The organism is Enterobacter sp. 118C5 (genome assembly GCF_034107645.1).
GTDB lineage: Bacteria > Pseudomonadota > Gammaproteobacteria > Enterobacterales > Enterobacteriaceae > Enterobacter > Enterobacter nematophilus.
Genome location: NZ_JAWNEU010000005.1, coordinates 40435 through 60903 on the forward strand (window position 1 = coordinate 40435; position 20469 = coordinate 60903).

At 57.0% G+C, this 20469-nt stretch carries 19 protein-coding genes; 10 read left to right on the plus strand and 9 right to left on the minus strand.

Features of this window, described 5'->3' with window-relative positions:
- Positions 1 to 190: 190 nt before the first annotated feature.
- Complete coding sequence (locus UTO39_RS11330; RefSeq protein ID WP_320727183.1) at positions 191 to 1393, minus strand: MFS transporter; 1203 nt, start codon at positions 1391 to 1393, stop codon at positions 191 to 193.
- A gap of 238 nt (positions 1394 to 1631) precedes the next feature.
- Positions 1632 to 2330: an autotransporter domain-containing protein gene (locus tag UTO39_RS11335; RefSeq protein WP_320727184.1), complete on the minus strand. Its 699-nt coding sequence runs from the start codon at positions 2328 to 2330 to the stop codon at positions 1632 to 1634.
- A gap of 163 nt (positions 2331 to 2493) precedes the next feature.
- Here UTO39_RS11335 and tag point away from each other — a divergent pair, with 163 nt between their 5' ends.
- Together tag and UTO39_RS11345 are read left to right on the plus strand one after the other, a co-directional pair.
- Positions 2494 to 3075 carry a DNA-3-methyladenine glycosylase I gene (gene tag / locus UTO39_RS11340; protein ID WP_061096575.1) on the plus strand — a complete coding sequence of 194 codons (582 nt, stop codon included), beginning with the start codon at positions 2494 to 2496 and terminating at the stop codon, positions 3073 to 3075.
- Positions 3053 to 3499: an N-acetyltransferase gene (locus tag UTO39_RS11345; protein WP_061096576.1), complete on the plus strand. Its 447-nt coding sequence runs from the start codon at positions 3053 to 3055 to the stop codon at positions 3497 to 3499. The genes tag and UTO39_RS11345 overlap by 23 nt, the downstream gene beginning before the upstream one ends.
- Here UTO39_RS11345 and UTO39_RS11350 read toward each other — a convergent pair.
- Positions 3462 to 5741, minus strand: a complete 2280-nt coding sequence (locus tag UTO39_RS11350) for a molybdopterin guanine dinucleotide-containing S/N-oxide reductase (RefSeq protein ID WP_320727286.1) — start codon at positions 5739 to 5741, stop codon at positions 3462 to 3464. The genes UTO39_RS11345 and UTO39_RS11350 overlap by 38 nt on opposite strands.
- A 212-nt stretch (positions 5742 to 5953) precedes the next feature.
- Between UTO39_RS11350 and UTO39_RS11355 the strand changes: the two genes are divergently transcribed.
- The 6 genes from UTO39_RS11355 to ghrB all read left to right on the plus strand — a co-directional run bounded on the left by UTO39_RS11355 (position 5954) and on the right by ghrB (position 11998).
- Entirely contained in the window at positions 5954 to 6616 is a 663-nt protein-coding gene (locus UTO39_RS11355; protein ID WP_266179523.1) for an OmpA family lipoprotein, read from the plus strand.
- A gap of 162 nt (positions 6617 to 6778) precedes the next feature.
- The gene (locus UTO39_RS11360) at positions 6779 to 7795 is read left to right on the plus strand and encodes a LacI family DNA-binding transcriptional regulator (protein ID WP_061096578.1); all 1017 of its coding nucleotides are present in this window, start codon (positions 6779 to 6781) and stop codon (positions 7793 to 7795) included.
- 103 nt (positions 7796 to 7898) lie between these two features.
- Positions 7899 to 8657 (plus strand): sugar phosphate isomerase/epimerase, encoded by a 759-nt coding sequence (locus tag UTO39_RS11365; protein WP_320727185.1) that lies wholly within the window; start codon positions 7899 to 7901, stop codon positions 8655 to 8657.
- Positions 8658 to 8660: 3 nt separating this feature from the next.
- Entirely contained in the window at positions 8661 to 9599 is a 939-nt protein-coding gene (locus tag UTO39_RS11370) for a sugar kinase (RefSeq protein WP_320727186.1), read from the plus strand.
- A 117-nt stretch (positions 9600 to 9716) separates the two neighbouring features.
- A complete protein-coding gene (locus UTO39_RS11375) occupies positions 9717 to 10997 on the plus strand; it encodes an MFS transporter (RefSeq protein WP_061096581.1) in 1281 nt (426 codons plus the stop codon).
- A gap of 26 nt (positions 10998 to 11023) precedes the next feature.
- A complete protein-coding gene (gene ghrB, locus UTO39_RS11380) occupies positions 11024 to 11998 on the plus strand; it encodes a glyoxylate/hydroxypyruvate reductase GhrB (RefSeq protein WP_061096582.1) in 975 nt (324 codons plus the stop codon).
- Positions 11999 to 12058: 60 nt separating this feature from the next.
- Here the strand turns inward: ghrB and cspA are convergent, their stop codons facing one another.
- Together cspA and UTO39_RS11390 are read right to left on the minus strand one after the other, a co-directional pair.
- Complete coding sequence (gene cspA, locus UTO39_RS11385; protein WP_003860775.1) at positions 12059 to 12271, minus strand: RNA chaperone/antiterminator CspA; 213 nt, start codon at positions 12269 to 12271, stop codon at positions 12059 to 12061.
- A gap of 246 nt (positions 12272 to 12517) precedes the next feature.
- A complete protein-coding gene (locus UTO39_RS11390) occupies positions 12518 to 13228 on the minus strand; it encodes a DUF3053 domain-containing protein (RefSeq protein ID WP_045260020.1) in 711 nt (236 codons plus the stop codon).
- Between the two features lie 331 nt (positions 13229 to 13559).
- Here UTO39_RS11390 and UTO39_RS11395 point away from each other — a divergent pair, with 331 nt between their 5' ends.
- On the plus strand, positions 13560 to 13847 hold the full coding sequence (locus UTO39_RS11395; protein WP_028015078.1) for an HTH-type transcriptional regulator: 288 nt from the start codon (positions 13560 to 13562) through the stop codon (positions 13845 to 13847).
- 38 nt (positions 13848 to 13885) lie between these two features.
- On the opposite strand, the gene UTO39_RS11400 is transcribed toward UTO39_RS11395, so the two are convergent.
- Positions 13886 to 15505, minus strand: a complete 1620-nt coding sequence (locus UTO39_RS11400) for an ABC-F family ATP-binding cassette domain-containing protein (RefSeq protein ID WP_320727187.1) — start codon at positions 15503 to 15505, stop codon at positions 13886 to 13888.
- 853 nt (positions 15506 to 16358) lie between these two features.
- Between UTO39_RS11400 and UTO39_RS11405 the strand changes: the two genes are divergently transcribed.
- Positions 16359 to 16796, plus strand: a complete 438-nt coding sequence (locus UTO39_RS11405) for a hypothetical protein (RefSeq protein WP_266179520.1) — start codon at positions 16359 to 16361, stop codon at positions 16794 to 16796.
- A gap of 93 nt (positions 16797 to 16889) precedes the next feature.
- On the opposite strand, the gene glyS is transcribed toward UTO39_RS11405, so the two are convergent.
- The 3 genes from glyS to UTO39_RS11420 form a co-directional block, all read right to left on the minus strand.
- The gene (gene glyS / locus UTO39_RS11410) at positions 16890 to 18959 is read right to left on the minus strand and encodes a glycine--tRNA ligase subunit beta (protein WP_253540284.1); all 2070 of its coding nucleotides are present in this window, start codon (positions 18957 to 18959) and stop codon (positions 16890 to 16892) included.
- 9 nt (positions 18960 to 18968) lie between these two features.
- Complete coding sequence (glyQ, locus tag UTO39_RS11415; protein ID WP_003860141.1) at positions 18969 to 19880, minus strand: glycine--tRNA ligase subunit alpha; 912 nt, start codon at positions 19878 to 19880, stop codon at positions 18969 to 18971.
- A gap of 160 nt (positions 19881 to 20040) precedes the next feature.
- Positions 20041 to 20346, minus strand: coding sequence for a YsaB family lipoprotein (locus UTO39_RS11420; protein WP_061096586.1), 306 nt, complete (start codon positions 20344 to 20346; stop codon positions 20041 to 20043).
- Positions 20347 to 20469: the final 123 nt, after the last annotated feature.

The window sequence follows — 20469 nt, forward strand, 5'->3', positions numbered from 1 at the left end:
GAGAAAGCAGACAGAGTAAGTAGATGCGAGAGAAACCGTTATCAGAAACGTCCACAAGCGCGATAAGTAGACCACAGCGGGGAAAAAAAGTGGCAACAGAGAGTGTGATCGATGAAGATTTTTACAAAATAACAGGTCTGGCAGCGATGCGGAGATAAAAAAAGAGGCCCGGCGGCCTCTTTTTATCGAATCATGCGTGCGCTTCTTTATACACTTCACGCTGCGGCTGACGGATAGTCGTGGACAGCGCCAGCGAAATAATCAGCAGGGCAAAGATCACGCAGAAGGTGACATAGAACCCGCCAAACAGCGAGGCAATCAGCGAACCGCAAATACTGCCGATACCGAAGCCGAGATAAATGACGCCGTAGTTTTTCGCCAGGTTATTCAGGCCGAAGAACTCGCTCACCAGCGACGGGAAGACGGTAATGGTGCCGCCGAAGTTAAAGGCCACGCAGGCAATCGCGGCAAAGAAGGTTGCTTCATTCAGCGGTGCAAACAGCAGGGCCGCCATTCCCACCAGCGAAACCACCTGCCCAATCGTAATCACGCGGATGCGGGCAATTTTGTCAGACAGAATACCGAGCACCAGACGGCCCGAGAGGTTAGCGATGGAGATGACCGTCACCGCATTCGCCGCCGTCGCGGCATCCAGTTTTACCATCCCCTGCGCGATATCTTTTGCCACGCCGATAACATACAGACCGCTCATGCAGGCTGTCAGGAACATCACCGCCAGCATCCAGTACTGCGGTTTACGCATGGACTGTGCGAGGGTGAAATCGTTCTCCACCACGCCGTTAACGGATTTCACTTCCTGCTGCGGCGCATCTTTCATCAGCGTGGCGCCAAACAGAATCATCACCAGGACGATCGCCCCCCAGATCATGAACGTTTTTTCGAGGCCAACGGACGCCAGCAGTTGAGAGTCGATAAATTTAAAGCCGAGGCTGCCCAGGCCATAGGAGCCGATAGCAAACGCGGAGATTAAGCCTTTACGCTCCGGGAACCACTTCACGCAGTTCGACAGCGTCAGCAGGTAACCTGCACCGTCTGCCAGACCCACCAGCACGCCGGCGCTCAGCCACAGCATCATCAGGTTGCTGGAATGCGCCGTCAGGAAAAAGCCCAGGCCCAGCAGTATGCCGGACGCCATGGTCACGCGCTTCACGCCGAAACGTTCCTGCAGCTTGCCCGCGACGGAAGACGAAATCGCCAGACCCAGGCTCAGCAGGCCGAAGGAAAACGCGACCTGGCTGACCGGGGCGCCGAGTTTGTCAGAAAGCGCGCTGTTAAACAGGCTCCAGGTATAGACCGATCCCAGCGCGAACTGGGTGACGATGGTGCCGAAGAGCGTGAGCCAGCGCGTACGGTTATAGGTTAATGTGTTCATGGCCGTTGTCCTGCAACAGAAATTAAGGGAATTCGCTGAGGACAACGATAAACAAAACCTTAATACCGATGGGGTAAAACGTCATGAAATGCAGAAAGAACGGAATGAAATGCCTGGAATCGGGAATGAACGACCTTGCCGGGGAAGAAAGCGATAACAGGTTAGTGCCTGCTATCGCTGTAAAGCCTGTGGTTATTGTTTTTAAGATGTTATCGTAACGTTTAAAAAAATAACAACACTAAAAATTCGCGCTCACCCCCATGGTATAGAGAAACTCTTCGCCGGTGGTGGTGCGTTCCCCCTGAGCCAGCGACGCGTAGGCCGCCATGTGCGTATTAAACGGAATGTCCGTTCCCACGGTGACGTCCATCCAGTTACCGTTTTGGGCAGGAGCCGGCGTTTGAGGCATGCCAAACTGCGATTTCCACTGGTTTTCACCAAACTGCTGGTTATAGCTAATCTGCGCCCAGGGACGGAGATCGCCGTACCGGGTATTCACGCGCCAGCCTAGCGTACTCACGCTGGCATGCCAGAGCGGATCGGCGAGCGACTGCGTCGTCGCGCTATCACCAAACTCATTGATCATCATCGGCGTCGAGCCGTCATACCGCCAGGCCATCACCGGACCGGTGGTGACCCGCGCCGAAACCGGAAAATTCCAGCCTACGCTCATCGCCGCTTCCATTTTCGCACCAGAAGGCACAGCCAGGGCCAGTCCCGGCGAATTTTGGGAAGACTGAATACGCTCAGCCAGAATATCCTCATAACGCGGTTGGTGATCCGCGTCCCATGTATAGCGTTCCGCCGTATTATTTTGGGCGTCTGAAACGATATATTCCTGTTGCCAGGCAAACGCTGTATTACACAACAACAGGCAGGCTGAAATCCCCACCAGGCCAGAAACAGCATGGCGACCACTGATTTTTTTTATCATCATCAAAGCGACCCCAGAGAGAGCCGAATTCGGCGATATTTGTCGTTATTCAGGAAGACTTTAGAGAGCAGATGGCCCTGTATTAACTATTGTCTTTATACCAGGCACGTCAAGACTGACGGAATGAAAATTTTGCGAAATTCAGTATCAATAAGGGAGATGACGGATGGAACGTTGCGGTTGGGTAAGCCAGGATCAGCTTTATATCGACTATCACGATCGGGAATGGGGCATACCGGAGACGGATGGCAAAAAACTTTTTGAGATGCTCTGCCTGGAGGGCCAGCAGGCGGGGTTATCATGGATTACGGTACTGAAGAAACGCGAAAATTACCGCAACGCCTTCCACCAGTTCGATCCCGTTGCCGTCGCCGCCATGACCGAAGATGACGTAGAGCGGCTGGTGCAGGATGCCGGTATCATCCGCCATCGCGGTAAAATCCAGGCCATCATCGGCAACGCCCGCGCCTGGCTGGCGATGGAACAAAACGGCGAATCGTTCTCAGAGTTTGTCTGGTCGTTCGTGAATAACGATCCGCAAATCACGCAGGCCGCCACGCTGGCGGAGATCCCGGCGTCCACGCCTGCGTCTGACGCGCTATCTAAGGCACTGAAAAAACGCGGCTTTAAGTTTGTCGGCTCCACCATCTGCTACGCCTTTATGCAGGCCTGTGGCCTGGTCAACGACCATGTCACCGGCTGCTTCTGTCATCCGGGGAGGCAACATGATCCGCAAATGGCAAAGTGAAAATGCCGATCCGCTCCTGAGCCTGTGGCTTGAAAGCACCACCGAGGCGCACCCGTTTATTAGCGCAAGCTACTGGAAGGAGAACGAAGCCATGGTGCGGGAGGTCTACCTGCCCGCAGCGGAAACCTGGGTGTGGGAAGAGAACGGCACGCCGCGCGGGTTTATTAGCGTCATACAGTCGCAGTTTGTGGGGGCGCTGTTCGTTACGCCAGCGTATATCGGAAAAGGCATCGGGCGCGCGCTGCTGAACCATGTTCAACAGCGCTTCCCGCACTTAAGCCTGGAGGTGTACCAGAAAAACGTCCGGGCGGTGAATTTCTATCACGCTCAGGGCTTTCGCATCGAAGACAGCGCCTGGCAGGATGATACCCAGCACCCGACGTGGATTATGAGCTGGCAGGCGGATCAAACGCCGTTAAGGTAAGCTCCGGGCCCTGGTATTTCTCAACCCAGGCCAGCGCCGTGTTCCCCGCGCAACCATTCCCCAGCTTCGAGCTGGGGAGATCTTTGGTCAGCACGTTAACCGCCCCGTTTTTACAGATCCCACCTTCGGCTGGCTCAAGGTCGGGCCATGCTCCCTGGTGTATACAGATAACGCCAGGCTTAATGCCGTCGCTGACCACCGCCCCTGCCAGCACCTGTCCACGCTGGTTCCAGACGCGCACCACGTCACCGTCCGCAATCCCACGCGCTTTGGCGTCAAGGGCGTTCAGCGTAATCGGCTCTCGCCCGGCGACCGCATACTGCTCGCGCAGAGAGGTGTAGTTAAGCTGGCTGTGCAGACGATGCGCCGGATGGGCAGACAGCACCTGCAGCTGCTCCGGCTGAGCATTGCCGTGCCACTCGTCCGGCTCCAGCCATGAAGGGTGTGGCGGACAATCGGCATATCCAAAGCTGGCGATGCGCTCGCTGTAGATCACAATCTTGCCGCTCTCGGTTTTCAGCGGATGGTTCTCCGGGTCGCGGCGGAAATCGGCGAAACGGACAAACCGGGCGTTTTGTTCGCTTTCCGGCATTTCGAGAATCTGGTTCGCCTCCCAGAACTCAGCAAATGGCGGAAGCGTCACGCCCTGCGCCGCACCGCGCTGCCCGGCGATCTGGTAGAAACTCTCCAGCCACTGCAGGTCATTTTTCCCTTCGGTAAAGCGTTCGCGACCGCCCGCTTCCCACCGCTCGCTCAGTTCGGCAAACACGTCAAAATCATCACGCGCTTCATCACGCGGGGCCACCACGCGCTTCATCGGCACCATGTGCTGGTTGCTGTAATCGCCGGTCATGGTGAGATCGTTACGCTCAAACGACGTGGTCGCCGGCAGCACGATGTCGGCGTGTTTGGCCGAGGCGGTCCAGAAGCACTCGGAAATCACCACCAGCTCCGGCTTTTGCCAGGCACGGATCAGGCGATTGGTATCCTGATGGTGCGTGAAGTTCGCCCCGCCCGCCCACCAGACAAACTTAATGTCCGGGAAGTGACGGTCCAGACCGTTATGCTGATAAAAACCGCCCGGGTTTTCCAGGGCTTCAACGATTCGCGCCACCGGGATTTTATCCACGGCATCCACGCCGCCCTGCACCGAGCCCTGCAGGGACGCCAGCACCGCCGCTTTACGCGTTGGGTTACCGCCGTTCGCAAAATGATAGGAAAGACCAAAACCGCCGCCCGGCGTGCCAATCTGTCCGAGCATCGCGGCAAGCGTCACCAGCATCCAGTGTTTCTGCTCGCCGAACTGCTGGCGCTGCATCCCCCAGCCGGACATGAGCATCGTGCTATTTTTATGGAACAGTGTCGCGAGTTCGCGGATTTTCTCCGCAGGAACGCCGCAAATTTCCGCGGCCCACTCTGCCGTTTTCGCTACCCCATCGGATTGGCCCGTCAGGTAGTCGGCGAATTTGTCGAAGCCGGAGGTGCAGCGGGCGAGGAAGTCGCGGTCGTGCCAGCCGTTCTCCACCAGCGTATGCGCGATGCCCAGCATCATCGCCACGTCGGTGCCCATATGCGGAGCAACCCACTCGGCGCTGTCGCCGAAGAAATCCATGGTTTCAGAACGCATCGGATCAATGCAGATGATGCGCTTGCCGCTTTTGCGCAGCGCGTCGAAATACCCAATCCCCTGCTCGTCGCTGGCATTCCAGGCAATTTTCAGCGTGTTCAGCGGGTTAGCGCTCCACAGCACTACCACGTCGGTGTGCTCCAGCACCAGCGGCCAGCTGGTCTGCTGCTGGTACACTTCGTTTCCCCCCACAACGTACGGCATGATCGCCTGCGCCGCGCCGGTCGAGTAGTCGCCCAGATGACCGGTATAGCCTCCCGCCAGGCTCATGTAGCGCTGCAGCAGGGTCGAGGCCTTGTGCAGAACGCCGTTCGAACGCCAGCCGTAAGAGCCGGCGAAAATGGACGACGGACCATAGCTGTCGCGAATGCGCTTATGCTGCGTATGGATCAGCGCCAGCGCGTCGTCCCAGCTCACGCGAACAAACTCATCCTGACCACGGATCCCCTGCGGCTTATCCGGCGAGGCCAGAAAGCCTTTGCGCACCATCGGCCAGCGCACGCGCGTTTTGCTGTGCACCTGATCGCGAACGACGGTCTGTAACGAATTGGGATGTTGTGTTGGCAGTGCCCCGCGGGAGGACAGAACATTTTCGCCATCGGTTTCGACCAGCATCGGCCCCCAGTGGGCGGCGGTCAGAATGGTTTTTGTTGAGGTGCTCAAGCGTGCGCTCCTGGTTGCGTGCAGGTTTTACGGCCTTCTCGTTGAGGCCGTTTATGGTTTGTCACAAATTTCAGAGTTATACCCGGAATTTTCTCCGTATCTGGACGTCATAATCAACTGCCACGCTCGCCGTGGCAAAGAATAAAAAGGATTAAGGAAAGAAGATGAAAAAACGCGTACTCGTTATTGCCGCTCTGGTGAGCGGTGCACTGGCTGTTTCTGGCTGCACAACCAACCCTTACACCGGTGAGCGCGAAGCGGGTAAATCCGGCATCGGCGCAGGCATCGGCTCGCTGGTAGGCGCAGGCGTTGGGGCGCTCTCCTCCTCCAAGAAAGACCGCGGCAAAGGTGCGCTGATTGGCGCAGCGGCGGGTGCGGCCCTGGGCGGCGGCGTCGGTTATTACATGGACGTACAGGAAGCAAAACTGCGCGACAAAATGAAGGGAACCGGCGTGAGCGTCACCCGCAGCGGCGACAACATTATCCTGAACATGCCGAACAACGTGACCTTTGACAGCAGCAGCGCCACGCTGAAACCTGCGGGCGCGAACACCCTGACCGGCGTGGCGATGGTGCTGAAAGAGTATAACAAGACCGCAGTTAACGTGATTGGCTACACCGACAGCACCGGCGGCCAGGATCTGAACATGCGTCTGTCTCAGCAGCGCGCCGATTCCGTGGCCAGCTCGCTGATTACCCAGGGCGTTGAAGCAAACCGCATCCGCACCAGCGGCATGGGTCCTGCCAACCCTATCGCCAGCAACAGCACGGCGGAAGGTAAAGCGCAGAACCGTCGCGTAGAGATTACGTTGAGCCCGATTCAGTAGGTAAAAGCAAAACGGCAACTCCGTTGCCGTTTTTAGTGTTTGCGCCCTCTCCCGTGGGAGAGGGTTGGGGTGAGGGCATCAAGCAGCACCTTCCATAATGAACCACTTGCCATCGTTGATTTTCCCGCTAAGGTATTCTCACTAAATTCAGGGAAATCAGCGATGAGCAAACCAGCCCGGGCCACCATCAGCGACGTAGCGAAAGCCGCCAAAACCGGTAAAACCAGCATTTCGCGCTACCTTAACGGCGAGAAACATCTGCTGTCCGACGCATTGCTGGCGCGTATTGAACAGGCTATCGCCGATCTCGACTACCGCCCCAGCCTGATGGCGCGCGGGCTCAAACGCGGCCGCACCCGACTGATTGGCCTTATCATCGCCGATATCACCAACCCCTACTCCGTCAACGTCCTCAGCGGTATTGAAGCCGCCTGCCGCGAGAAGGGTTTTACGCCGCTGGTCTGTAATACCAATAACGAGGTTGACCAGGAGCTGCACTACCTCGATCTGCTGCGCAGCTACCAGGTGGAAGGGATTGTGGTTAACGCGGTAGGCATGCGTGAAGAGGGCCTGAACCGCCTGCAGCAATCCTCCCTGCCCATGGTCCTCATCGACCGTAAAATCCCGGAATTCGCCTGCGATGTGGTTGGGCTGGATAACACCCAGGCGGCCACAACCGCGACCGAGCACCTGATCGAACAGGGCTTCGAAGCGATTCTTTTCCTGAGCGAACCGCTGGGCATGGTAAATACCCGACGCGATCGCCTGGCGGCATTTCGCGCCACGCTTGCCCGTTATCCCGGTGCGATCGCCGAAAATGCCGAAACGCCGCTTCACGAAGCCGACCAGATCGACAACACCCTGCGCCAGTTCCATACCCGCCATCGCGGGATGCGCAAAGCCGTTATCTCAGCCAACGGGGCGCTGACGCTTCAGGTCGCCCGCTCGCTTAAGCGCATTGGCCTGCACTGGGGCAGCGATATCGGTCTGCTGGGCTTTGATGAGCTGGAGTGGGCGGAGCTGGCAGGCGTAGGCATTACGACCCTTAAACAACCCACCTGGCAGATTGGTTATGCTGCTGTAGAACAAGTAGTTCGTCGTATTGAAGGCACCCGCGATGCCGTACGCGAGCAGGTCTTCTCCGGCGAGCTGATCGTTCGCGGCTCCACCGCCCGTTAATTCCCCCTTGTGATACCGATCATAAATTCGACATCCTGAACTTTTCTTTGGAACCGGTTCCACCTAGCGTAATAGTATTGATATGTTGCGATGGAGTCCGGAGATGGGCAGGAAAATCATGGTGGTCACCGCCGCGTATGGCGCGGAACAGGTGCGACAGGCAGGCGGTCAGCGGGCGATGCTCCCCGTTATTGCAGGCGCAGGAGCGGACGGCGTGGAGATCCGCCGCGAACTGTTTACCAGCGAAGAGCTGCTGGCGCTGCCCGCACTGAGCGAATCCATTGAGCTGATGGGTCTGCTGGCGTGCTACTCTGCGCCCGCCGCCCTGTTTATGTCCGACGGCACTCTCAACCCGGACCTGCCCCGCTATCTCTCTGAGGCCAACACCCTTAACGCCCTGTGGCTGAAGGTTTCTCTGGGCCATTTCCGCGACGCGCAGCCTCTCGACGCCCTGCGCGCCCTGCGCGCCCTGCTGAACGCCAGCGGTATGGCGCTTGTCGTGGAGAACGATCAGACCGACTGCGGGCAGCTCGCGCCCATGCGACGCTTCCAGGCCGCCTGCCGGGAACTGGCCTTGCCCGTCACGCTGACCTTCGACATGGGCAACTGGCTGTGGGTCGGCGATTCTCCCGAAGAGGCCGCGCGTCACCTGGCCCCAGCGGTGAGCTATATCCACGTTAAAGCCGCCGTTCCGCATAAAGATAACTTCCGCGCCGTGGCGCCGGACCGCGCAGATGCGCGCTGGCTGGATCTGCTCGGCCAGCTGCCCGCAGATGCCCCGCGCGGTATCGAGTTCCCGCTGGAAGGGGCGGATTTGACCGCCGTTACCCGCCATTACGTCAACCTGCTGCGCGAGGAGTAAACCATGCACAAGACGCTGGATGTCATCACGATCGGCGAGGCCATGGCGATGTTCGTCGCGACCGAAACGGGCGAGCTGAGCGCGGTAGAGCACTTTATCAAACGCGTAGCGGGCGCAGAGCTGAACGTCGCGACCGGACTGGCGCGTCTCGGTCTGAACGTCGGCTGGGTCAGCCGCGTGGGGGACGACAGCTTTGGCCATTTCGTTCTCGACTCGCTGAAAAAAGAGAATATTGATGCCGCAGGCGTCACCCTCGACGGACGCTTTCCGACCGGCTTTCAGCTTAAATCGAAGGTCGAAAATGGAATCGATCCCATCGTGGAGTATTTCCGTAAAGGTTCGGCGGCAAGCCATCTCTCGACGGAAGATTACCACGCCGGCTATTTTGCCGCCGCGCGCCATCTGCACCTGAGCGGCGTGGCGGCAGCGCTCTCTGACAGTTCCTATGAACTGCTGGACCATGCGGCAACGACCATGAAGTCGCAGGGCAAAACGATCTCTTTCGATCCGAATTTGCGCCCGGTGCTGTGGAAAAGCGAAGCGGAAATGGTTGAGAAGCTGAACCGCCTGGCGTTCCAGGCGGACTGGGTTCTGCCGGGCCTGAAAGAGGGGATGATCCTCACGGGTGAAAATACGCCGGAAGGCATTGCTGATTTCTACCTGAACAAAGGGGTAAAAGCGGTGGTGCTGAAGACCGGTGCCGATGGCGCATGGTTCAAAACGGCCAACGGCGAACAGGGCGCGGTCGCGGCGGTGAAGGTTGAGAACGTGGTCGACACCGTCGGCGCGGGCGATGGCTTTGCCGTGGGCGTCATTAGCGCGCTGCTGGAAGGCAAACCGCTGCAGCAGGCCGTCGCGCGAGGCAACAAGATTGGCTCACTGGCCATTCAGGTGCAGGGAGACAGCGAAGGATTGCCAACGCGAGCAGAGCTCGGCGTTTAAATTCCCTCTCCCTGTGGGAGAGGGCCAGGGTGAGGGCAGCAAGCCGCACCAAATAATTAAGCCACCGTGTACCCTACAGACAACGGCGGTAACAACCTCAACAACAGAGGCAAGCCTATGAACAGTTCGACCAATGCAGTAAAACGCTGGTGGTACATCATGCCAATCGTGTTTATCACGTACAGCCTGGCGTACCTCGATCGTGCCAACTTCAGCTTCGCGTCCGCGGCGGGGATCACCGAAGACCTCGGCATCACCAAAGGTATTTCATCCCTGCTGGGCGCCCTTTTCTTCCTGGGCTACTTTTTCTTCCAGATCCCCGGCGCTATCTACGCGGAACGCCGCAGCGTGCGTAAGCTGATCTTCATCTGTCTGATCCTGTGGGGCGCCTGCGCGTCACTGACCGGCGTGGTGAACAATATTCCTGCCCTGGCAGCCATTCGCTTTATCCTCGGCGTCGTTGAGGCGGCGGTCATGCCGGCGATGCTGATTTACATCAGCAACTGGTTTACCAAATCTGAGCGTTCCCGTGCTAACACCTTCCTGATCCTCGGTAACCCGGTCACCGTACTGTGGATGTCGGTAGTCTCCGGCTACCTGATCCAGTCCTTCGGCTGGCGCGAGATGTTTATCATCGAAGGCGTACCCGCGATTATCTGGGCATTCTGCTGGTGGGTGCTGGTAAAAGATAAGCCTGCCCAGGCGAAGTGGCTCTCCGAAGATGAAAAAGCCGCGCTGCAGGCGCAGCTGGATAAAGAGCAGCAGGGGCTGAAGGCGGTACGTAACTACGGTGAAGCGTTCCGCTCCCGCAACGTTATCCTGCTCTGCGCGCAGTACTTTGCCTGGAGTATCGGCGTGTACGGGTTTGTGCTGTGGCTGCCGTCGATTATCCGAAGCGGCGGCGAAAACCTCGGCATGGTGGAAGTGGGCTGGCTCTCTTCCGTACCGTATCTGGCCGCGACCATCGCCATGATTATCGTCTCCTGGGCGTCGGACAAGCTGCAAAACCGCAAGCTGTTCGTCTGGCCGCTGCTGCTGATTGCTGCTTTCGCCTTCATCGGCTCGTGGGCCGTGGGCGCAAATCACTTCTGGGCCTCTTACACCCTGCTGGTGATTGCCGGTGCCGCCATGTACGCCCCGTACGGTCCGTTCTTTGCCATCATCCCGGAAATGCTGCCGCGTAACGTCGCGGGTGGCGCGATGGCATTGATTAACAGCATGGGCGCGCTGGGGTCGTTCTGCGGATCCTGGTTTGTCGGCTACCTGAACGGTGCCACCGGCAGCCCGTCCGCGTCGTACATCTTTATGGGGGTGGCGCTTTTCGCCTCCGTGTGGCTTACTCTGATTGTTAAGCCTGCTAATAATCAACAGCACATCGTCGGCGCACGCCACGCCTGAATCCTTAAAAATCAACGGAGATTAGCATGAAGCCGTCCGTCATTTTGTACAAAGCTCTGCCGGAAGATCTGCAGAAACGCCTGGAAGAACACTTCACCGTTACGCAGGTGAAGAACCTGAGCCCGGAGACCGTGGCGCAGCACGCCGATGCGTTCGCCAGCGCCGAAGGCCTGCTGGGTTCAAGCGAAAAAGTGGATATCGCCCTGCTGGAGAAAATGCCGAAGCTTCGTGCTACCTCTACCGTTTCCGTGGGTTATGACAATTTCGACGTGGATGCCCTGAACGCCCGTAAAATCCTGCTGATGCATACGCCGCATGCCCTGACGGAAACCGTGGCGGACACGCTGATGGCGCTGGTGCTCAGCACGGCCCGCCGCGTGGTGGAAGTGGCCGAGCGCGTGAAAGCCGGCGAATGGACGAAAAGCATTGGGCCGGACTGGTTCGGCGTGGATGTGCATGGCAAAACGCTGGGCATTGTGGGTATGGGGCGTATCGGTCTGGCGCTGGCGCAGCGCGCGCATTTCGGCTTCAACATGCCGATTCTGTATAACGCGCGCCGTCATCACAGTGAAGCTGAAGAACGCTTCAACGCGCGTTACTGCGAGCTGGATACGCTGCTGCAGGAAGCCGATTTCGTCTGCCTGATCCTGCCGCTGACGGAGGAAACGCGCCATCTGATTGGCAAATCCGCGTTTGAAAAAATGAAGAAGTCCGCCATCTTCATCAACGCGGGTCGCGGCCCGGTGGTAGATGAGCAGGCGCTGATTGAGGCGCTGCAAAACGGCGAGATCCACGCCGCCGGTCTGGACGTGTTTGAGCAGGAGCCGCTTCCGGTGGATTCCCCGCTGCTGAGCATGCCAAACGTCGTCGCCCTGCCACACATCGGCTCTGCTACCCACGAAACGCGCTACAACATGGCGGCGACGGCGGTAGACAACCTGATTGCCGCGCTTGCCGGAAAAGTGGATAAAAACTGCGTGAACCCGCAGATCCAACGGTAGTAAACGAAAAAAACCCGCCAGAAGGCGGGTTTTTGAATTTTGTGCTACTGGGTTGGAAGCTTACAGGCTTACAACGTTACCAGCTGCTGGGCCTTTAGCGCCGCTTTCGATGGTGAAGGAAACTTTCTGACCTTCGTCCAGAGATTTGTAGCCATCGTTCTGGATAGCAGAGAAGTGTACGAACACGTCTTTAGAGCCATCGTCAGGAGTGATGAAGCCGAAACCTTTATCAGCGTTGAACCATTTAACCAGACCAGTCATTTTAGCAGACATAGAAATTACCTTATTAACAAATATATTGTGCCTTCCGGCTTGATGGATTGCGTTACAGATTTTTAAGCGATGAAGGAAGGGTCACTACGAAGGGTATCTATGGATAACAATCTGGACTGCTTTACTAAACTGCTTTAGGTCTGTGTAACAAACCGACGGGGATAGTTATACCGATGTGGTAGAAGAATAACAAGCGTTATTTTCTGCAGGCATAAAAAAACCCCGCCTCAGGCGGGGTTTTTCGTTTTATTCTGTGGCAGCAACAGCTGCGCCCCACGCCTGGCTAAAGGCCTGGTGCTGGGCGGCCAGCGGCCCAATCAGCGTATTGTACTGACTTGCCTGCTGCGAGGTTGGGAACTGAATGCCGTTAGCAACAAAGCTCACCTGCGTCCCCTGCTGGGAGATGAAATCCCCGACCTGAACCAGCTGCTGAGTGAAGACTTGCGCGGCCGGAATCAGCGGTTGTATCGCTTCAGACGGTTTCGTCACCACTTTCTCATACACTTTATCGAAGACAGGTTTCAGATCCTCGCCCTGCTTCAGCGCAGAACGTGACGCGTCAGCCTGCATTTTCGCATTCTGCAGCTGCTGGCTCAGCACGCCGAGCGCGCCGTTGGACTGGCGCAGCGGCTCGCGCTGAGTCATATAATCCTGGGGAACACGGATGGCGTTCACGCTATCCACTACCGGGCGGATACCGGAGTCCATCGCCTGGCTCACCTGCTGTGAATACCCATAAAGAATGGCGTAATCGGACACAAAGGGGCCAAACTGTTTTTTCTGATCCGCAGTCAGCGTCGGCAACCGCTCGCCGCTGCGCATCACTGTATTCTGCAGAAAATCGATAAACGCTTTGCGCTGATCGCCTTCTTTATCAAAACACCCACTCAGGCTAACAACCATCAACAACGCCGCAATAGGCGCAAACCAGCGAGAGCAGGACTTTCCTGTCGCCATTTTATTACTCCTTTCACCCAAAAAAGCGCACACCGGCACACGCGTGCCCGACGCTGACAAGGATAGTCCAGGTCAGCCTTGCAAGATACTCTTTTCATGTAAAACGACTATTGCCGATTTATTTCTTACTATTTACAAAAAAATACCTGGCGAAGCCGACATATGGTTAATCAGGTAATTAGCATAACTATCCATATAGCTGAATCGGATAAAGCGATCGTTAACGCACGATTAGTCACAGCCGTGACGATCCTGGGTTTGTATTAGGGACTATTCTTAATTGGCTCTCTGATGTTCTTGATCACGATGTGAGATTTAAGAGGAGTTCTCAATGGAATATAAAGATCCTGAGTTTGAGCTGCTGAGCAGTCTGGAACAGATCGTTTTTAAAGATGTACCGCAGGCCATTACCCTGCAACAAAAATCCAATCCCTTTACAGAATATGAGCAATTGCGCAAAGGGACAGGACTGAAAACTGAAGAATTCGCCAGAGCGATGGGTGTCAGCGTGGCTATGGTGCTGGAGTGGGAGTCAAAACGAGAGAAACCCACCCCAACCGAGCTAAAGCTGATGCGCCTGATTCAGGCCAACCCTGCACTCAGCAAACAGATAGCGTAGTGAAGTTTGAACGCCCCCGCCTCTGCGGGGGCTTGTGTTTAAAGGCTCTCGAAACGCCAGCCCGTCTTCTCCCACACCATCTCGTGCGTCAACGTTAACCCTTTTAAAAACGCATCATCGTGTGACACCACCAGCAGCGCACCGGGGAAACCGGCCAGCGCCGCTTCAATCGCCTGCACCGAGGCCAGATCCAGATGGTTGGTCGGTTCATCCAGCAACAGGAGCTGCGTGGCCTCCGCGCGCCATAGCACGCAGGCCAGCGCAGCCTTCAGACGCTCACCGCCGCTCAGTTCCGTCAGCGGGAGCGAGACTTTGTCGGCCCCCAGCTGAAGCTGGGCTAAACGGGTGCGTAACATCCCCTCTTCCAGGGGCGTATTGCCCAGGTTGAGGTGCGTCATGACCGACTGCGACAGATCGAGCCGGGAAAGATGCTGATCGAGATAAGCGCAGCTGACCGACACCTTACAGGTTCCAGAGCGTGGACTAATATCGCCGAGGATTGTTTTCAACAGCGTCGATTTTCCGCAGCCGTTCGGTCCTTTTAGCGCCACGCGCATTGGCCCGTCCATCCGCCAGCTGAGCGGAGGAACAGGCACATGCGGCAGCACCAGATCTTCCAGCACCAGCACCTGTTTGCCTTCCGGGATCTGACTCCCCGGCAGGGTAAACATCACCGGGTTATCTTCTTCAACCCGCTCACGCGCCTTGTTTACCGCGGCGTTCAGGGCTTCATTTTGCTCGCTGTGCTGTTTTTTCCATGAGCCGATACGTTCCTTCGCCGCGCTTTTATATTTGACGCGTTCAAACGACGCGATATTGAGGGTATCGACGGTGCGCAACGTTTTTGCCGAACGCCGCTGGCTGTCGTCATGCTCTTTTTGCATGCGTGCGCGGGTGCGTTTGCGCTCCGTGGCCGCATGCTCCAGCGCCGCGCGGGCCGCCTGCTGTTCAGCATCGCGCTGGGTTTGATAATCCGCATAATTCCCGCCGTAGCTGCGCAGGCCGCCGCTGCTCAGCTCAAGAATACGCGGCACCTGCGCCAGCAGCTCACGGTCATGAGAGGCAACAAGCACGCCGCCCTGGTAACGACTAAGCTGGTCGTAGAACCACGCCCGCCCTTGCCGATCGAGATGGTTAGTAGGTTCGTCCAGCAGCAGGAAATCCGCTTCAGCCGTAAATGCCCCGCACAGCAGCGCGCGAATGCGCTCGCCGCCGCTGAGCTCACCGGCTGGCTTATCAGGTTCAAACGGCGGAAGTTTCGCCCGGGCAAACGCCTCGCCCAGACGTTCGGCTAAATCCCAGAATCCATCAAGCGTTTCCAGATCGTCAGGCTGGTAATCGCCGCTGTCGATGCGCGCTCGCGCCGAGAAGATGGCCTCGTACCCGAGCAGCTCAGCCAGCGTCGTGTGCGGCGAAATGTCCTGCTGCTGAGCCACATAGACATGTGTTCCGGTACGTTCGATATGCCCGCTTGCAGGCTCATCAAGCCCCGCCAGCAGACGCAGCAAACGCGTTTTCCCGCTGCCGTTGCGGCCAACCAGCGCGCACAGAGACGGCTCCAGCGAAAAACTCAGTGGACCAAAAAGAGTATCTCCCGTCGCAAACTGACAGGTGACCTGATGCAAAATAAAAGAAGGGGACTGCGCAAAATGAGCCATAAGCACTCCTGAATGAAATCAAAACATCCCCTGCCCACGCGGTGGCGTTTAGCAAGGATCGAAATTCATCAGTCGTGTTTGTTCATTTTTGGGGGGCGCTCCGAAGCGAGAAATTTAACGGGGATAAGGATAGCGGTAATGGGTTGACCATTTCAAGGTTAAATTTTGGGCGACTTATACTCCCTCTCCCGGAGGGAGAGGGCTGGGGTGAGGGGGAACATACGACTGTGGTGGTCTTTCCGTTCACTTTATGTTCCTTGCTACTCTGTGGTTCCTGTGCCGGTGAACGTGCCAGGGTGGCTCAATCGCCACCACCCTGGCTACCCGGGCTCCCGGCGGTAAATCGCCGCTGCGCGGTACCTTCGGCTTATTCCTTACGGCTTATCGGGGACGGGCGGAGGTAACATCCCTGTAAAGCCCGCCCTCTCGGCGCATCCATGCGCCTCGCCCCGGCCTGCAGGAAACGCCTCAGCGATTTACAGCCGGACCATGGTGTCGCTGTAAGACCTCTGCCCGCAGTATGCTTTTCATTGCGGTAATTTTGCGAGCCTCTTTCCAGAAATGGTAATATCCTCAGTAGCATAGCTCAAATCTGTTGCCGCCAGTTTTGATGAGCAGTAAGTTCTCTTCGCACCTGCAAAATCAGGTGCCGGGATTGGAACCCTGAATCACTTCACTGGCGACACAGGCTCTGTGTCGTACGGCCTGTTACATCTCAATGGCGGGCCGGACAGGGGCGCTGCAAAGCGCGCTGGTGTCAGTGAGGCCAGTCGTTCCAACCTTGTTCGGTTCCGCCACCAGCGAGCCTGGAACCTCCCGTGGCGGAAGATATACCACTCACTGAGGTTATTTTATGTCAATGACTGACTCTTTAATCACTCTGCCGTTCAACCACGCCACCAACTTCACCGAACTGGCGAATAACTGCGAACGTTTTACCGATGCACTGGTAGATTGCGAACAACGCGCCCACAAAATGGCGCTTTACGGCAGACTTTATGCCTGTCTGAATCTTCTGCAACCCACGCTTCTGGACCCTGTTCCGGACGCTTTAAAAGCCAGCCTGACCGTGAAGGAACTCCCGTCACGCGTTCCGGCTTTCGAACCCGAATGCGATCAGCTGGGGCGCTACTGTCAGGAGATTACGCAGATGCTGATGAACGGCTCACTGCCGCGACAATCTGAAATCGTGATGGAAGATTTGCTGTGCGAACTGGTCAGCTACTTTGCCGACACGCTGAAGGCACCGCGCTGGCTGCAGACAGACGAAGGCACAATCACGATCGGCTAAACCTGCCGGATGACGCTGCGCTTATCCGGCCTACAAAAGCCCCATAAAAAAACCCGCCGAAGCGGGTTTTTAGCATTTGTAACAGCGGGCACATTACTGCAGCAGCGAAATATCCGCCACGCGCAGGAACAGCTCGCGCAGTTTTTCGAGCATGGAGAGACGGTTAATACGCAGTTCTTTATCTTCTACGTTCACCATCACTTTCTCGAAGAAGGCGTCGATAACGTCACGCAGCTCAGCCAGCTCAACCAGCGCTTCCTGGTAGCGGCCTTCCGCGAAGAACGGCTCGAGCTTGTCGCGCAGCACCACAACCTGCATCGCCAGAGCAATCTCTTCCGGCTCTTTCAGGGACGCGGCATTTACGCGCTCGTTCAGCGTCTCGTCAGATTTCGCCAGGATGTTGGACACACGCTTGTTGGCCGCAGCCAGGGCAGATGCCGCTTCCAGGGTACGGAAGTGGGACACCGCCTTCATACGCGCATCGAAATCAGCCGGACGGGTTGGACGACGCGCCAGCACCGCCTGAATGGTGTCGACGGTGTAACCTTCGTCCTGATACCACGCACGGAAACGGCCGAGCATAAAGTCGATCACGTCATCCACAACGTTCGCGTTGGTCAGCTTGTCACCGTACAGACGCACCGCTTCTTCGGTCAGCGTTTGCAGATCGAGGTTCAGGTTTTTCTCTACGATGATACGCAGCACGCCCAGCGCGGCACGACGCAGCGCGAACGGGTCTTTATCGCCTTTAGGATGCTGGCCGATGCCGAAGATACCCGCCAGGGTGTCCATCTTATCGGCAATCGCTACGGCGCAGGCAACTGGGTTGGACGGCAGATCGTCACCCGCAAAGCGCGGCTGATACTGCTCGTTCAGGGCCACGGCCACGTCTTCCGCTTCGCCATCGTGACGCGCGTAGTGCATGCCCATCACGCCCTGGGTGTCGGTAAATTCGAACACCATGTTGGTCATCAGGTCGCACTTGGAGAGCAGGCCCGCGCGAGTCGCGTGGTTAACGTCGGCACCGATTTCACGGGCGATCCAGCCGGACAGCTCCGCGATACGGTCAGTCTTGTCGCGCAGCGTACCCAACTGCTGCTGGAACAGCACGGTCTGCAGGCGCGGCAGGTTATCTTCCAGACGCTTTTTACGGTCGGTATTGAAGAAGAACTCGGCATCCGCCAGACGCGGGCGCACCACTTTTTCGTTACCGGAGATAATCTGGCTCGGATCTTTCGATTCGATATTCGCCACGAAGATGAAGTTTGGCAGCAGCTTGCCGTCGTTGGCGTAGACCGGGAAGTACTTCTGGTCACCCTTCATGGTGTACACCAGCGCTTCAGCCGGAACGGCCAGGAATTTCTCTTCGAACTTCGCGGTCAGCACAACCGGCCATTCAACCAGAGAGGTAACTTCTTCCAGCAGGCTGTCGCTCAGGTCGGCATTACCGCCAATCTTGCGGGCCGCCTCTTCCGCGTCCGCTTTGATTTTGGCTTTACGCTGTTCGTAGTCGGCAATGACCTTACCGCGCTCCAGCAGGATCTGCGGATACTGGTCGGCATTGTCGATGGTGAACTCCGGCTCGCCCATAAAGCGGTGGCCGCGGATCACGCGATCGGACGCCACGCCCAGAATGGTGGCCGGAATAACGGTATCGCCCAGCAGCAGGGTCACAGTATGCACCGGACGCACGAAGTGAACGTCAGACGCGCCCCAGCGCATCAGCTTAGGAATAGGCAGCTTGGCCAGCGAGGTGGCGATCATATTCGGCAGCAGCGCTTCAGCGCTTTCACCTTTCACATGCGCACGATACAGCAGCCATTCGCCTTTATCGGTGGTCAGACGCTCGGCCTGATCAACGGTGATACCGCAGCCGCGCGCCCAGCCTTCTGCCGCTTTGCTCGGCTTGCCTTCCGCGTCGAACGCCTGGGCAATCGCCGGGCCACGTTTTTCAACTTCACGATCCGGCTGAGACGCCGCCAGATTTGCCACTTTCAGCGCCAGACGACGCGGTGCAGCAAACCACTCAATTTTACCGTGCGCCAGGCCAGCGTTATCCAGCTCGGCGGTCACGTTCGCAGCAAAAGATTCAGCCAGGCTGCGCAGGGCTTTTGGTGGCAGCTCTTCGGTGCCGATTTCCACCAGGAAAGTTTTCTCAGACATGGCCGCCTCTTATTTGTTTCGGTTGCACATCGGGAAGCCAAGGGCTTCACGGGACGCGTAGTAAGCTTCTGCAACGGCTTTGGTCAGGGTACGAATACGCAGAATGTAGCGCTGACGTTCAGTCACGGAGATCGCTTTGCGGGCGTCCAGCAGGTTGAAGCTGTGGGCGGCCTTCAGAATACGCTCGTAGGCAGGCAGCGGCAGCGGAGTCTCCAGCGCCAGCAGCTGCTGCGCTTCTTTCTCGTACTGCTCGAAGCAGGTGAACAGGAAGTCCACGTCCGCGTATTCGAAGTTATAGGTGGATTGCTCCACTTCGTTCTGATGGAACACGTCGCCGTAGGTGGTTTTACCCAGCGGGCCGTCGCTCCAGACCAGGTCGTAAACGCTGTCTACGCCCTGAATGTACATCGCCAGACGTTCCAGACCGTAGGTGATTTCACCGGTGATTGGCTTACATTCCAGACCGCCAACCTGCTGGAAGTAAGTGAACTGGGTCACTTCCATGCCGTTCAGCCACACTTCCCAACCCAGACCCCAGGCACCCAGCGTTGGGTTTTCCCAGTTGTCTTCCACGAAACGGATATCGTGGATGGTTGGATCCATACCCAGCTCTTTCAGCGACCCGAGGTACAGTTCCTGAATGTTGTCGGGTGATGGCTTAATCACCACCTGGAACTGATAGTAATGCTGCAGACGGTTCGGGTTTTCACCGTAACGACCATCGGTCGGACGACGGGAAGGCTGCACATACGCGGTCGCCATTGGCTCTGGCCCCAACGCGCGCAGGCTGGTCATCGGGTGTGAAGTGCCGGCGCCGACTTCCATGTCCAAAGGTTGAACAATGGTACAGCCCTGACGAGCCCAGTAATCCTGTAAGGTCAGGATCAGGCCCTGGAAGGTCTTGGTATCAAACTTTTGCATAGTATTTCGTGCTGGATACGTGTGGTTTTAAATGGAAGGGACCAGTATACCCGCTGGCTGCAAGATATACAGTACGAAACGGGGTTGTTTAGGGAAAATTGGGAAATAAGCCTTCCGGCCAGAACGCTGGCGGCGTCTGGCTGTTGATTATGCGAGCAGGCTAGCGCATGGAGAGATGTAAAAACTGACCGTCCGCATCAAACGAGCAGACAAAGCCCTCTTTACGCGCAGTATACCCTCTAAGCTCATAGCTGCCCTGAAAGCGCTCGAATCCGATGACGTTAATTTTCTGAGCGTTCGAGTTATAGCGCCGAGCGGCCTGGTCTTTGCAGAGCGCTTCCATATTCAGTGAACGCTCCGGGCTTATTTTGCCCTGCTGCGCTTTTTGCACGGGTACTTCCTGTGGCGCACTGCATCCTGCCAGCATCACCAGCAGAAAGAGTGATACCACACGCTTCATCATCATTTTTATTACCGTCCTGGTCAGCGGCTGTTATTTTTAGTATCAACACTTTTATAGATTAAGGTCTGCCATTCTGCGAATCTCACGGTCTCCCGGCAAGCCTGCACATAAAACTCAGAATTTTCC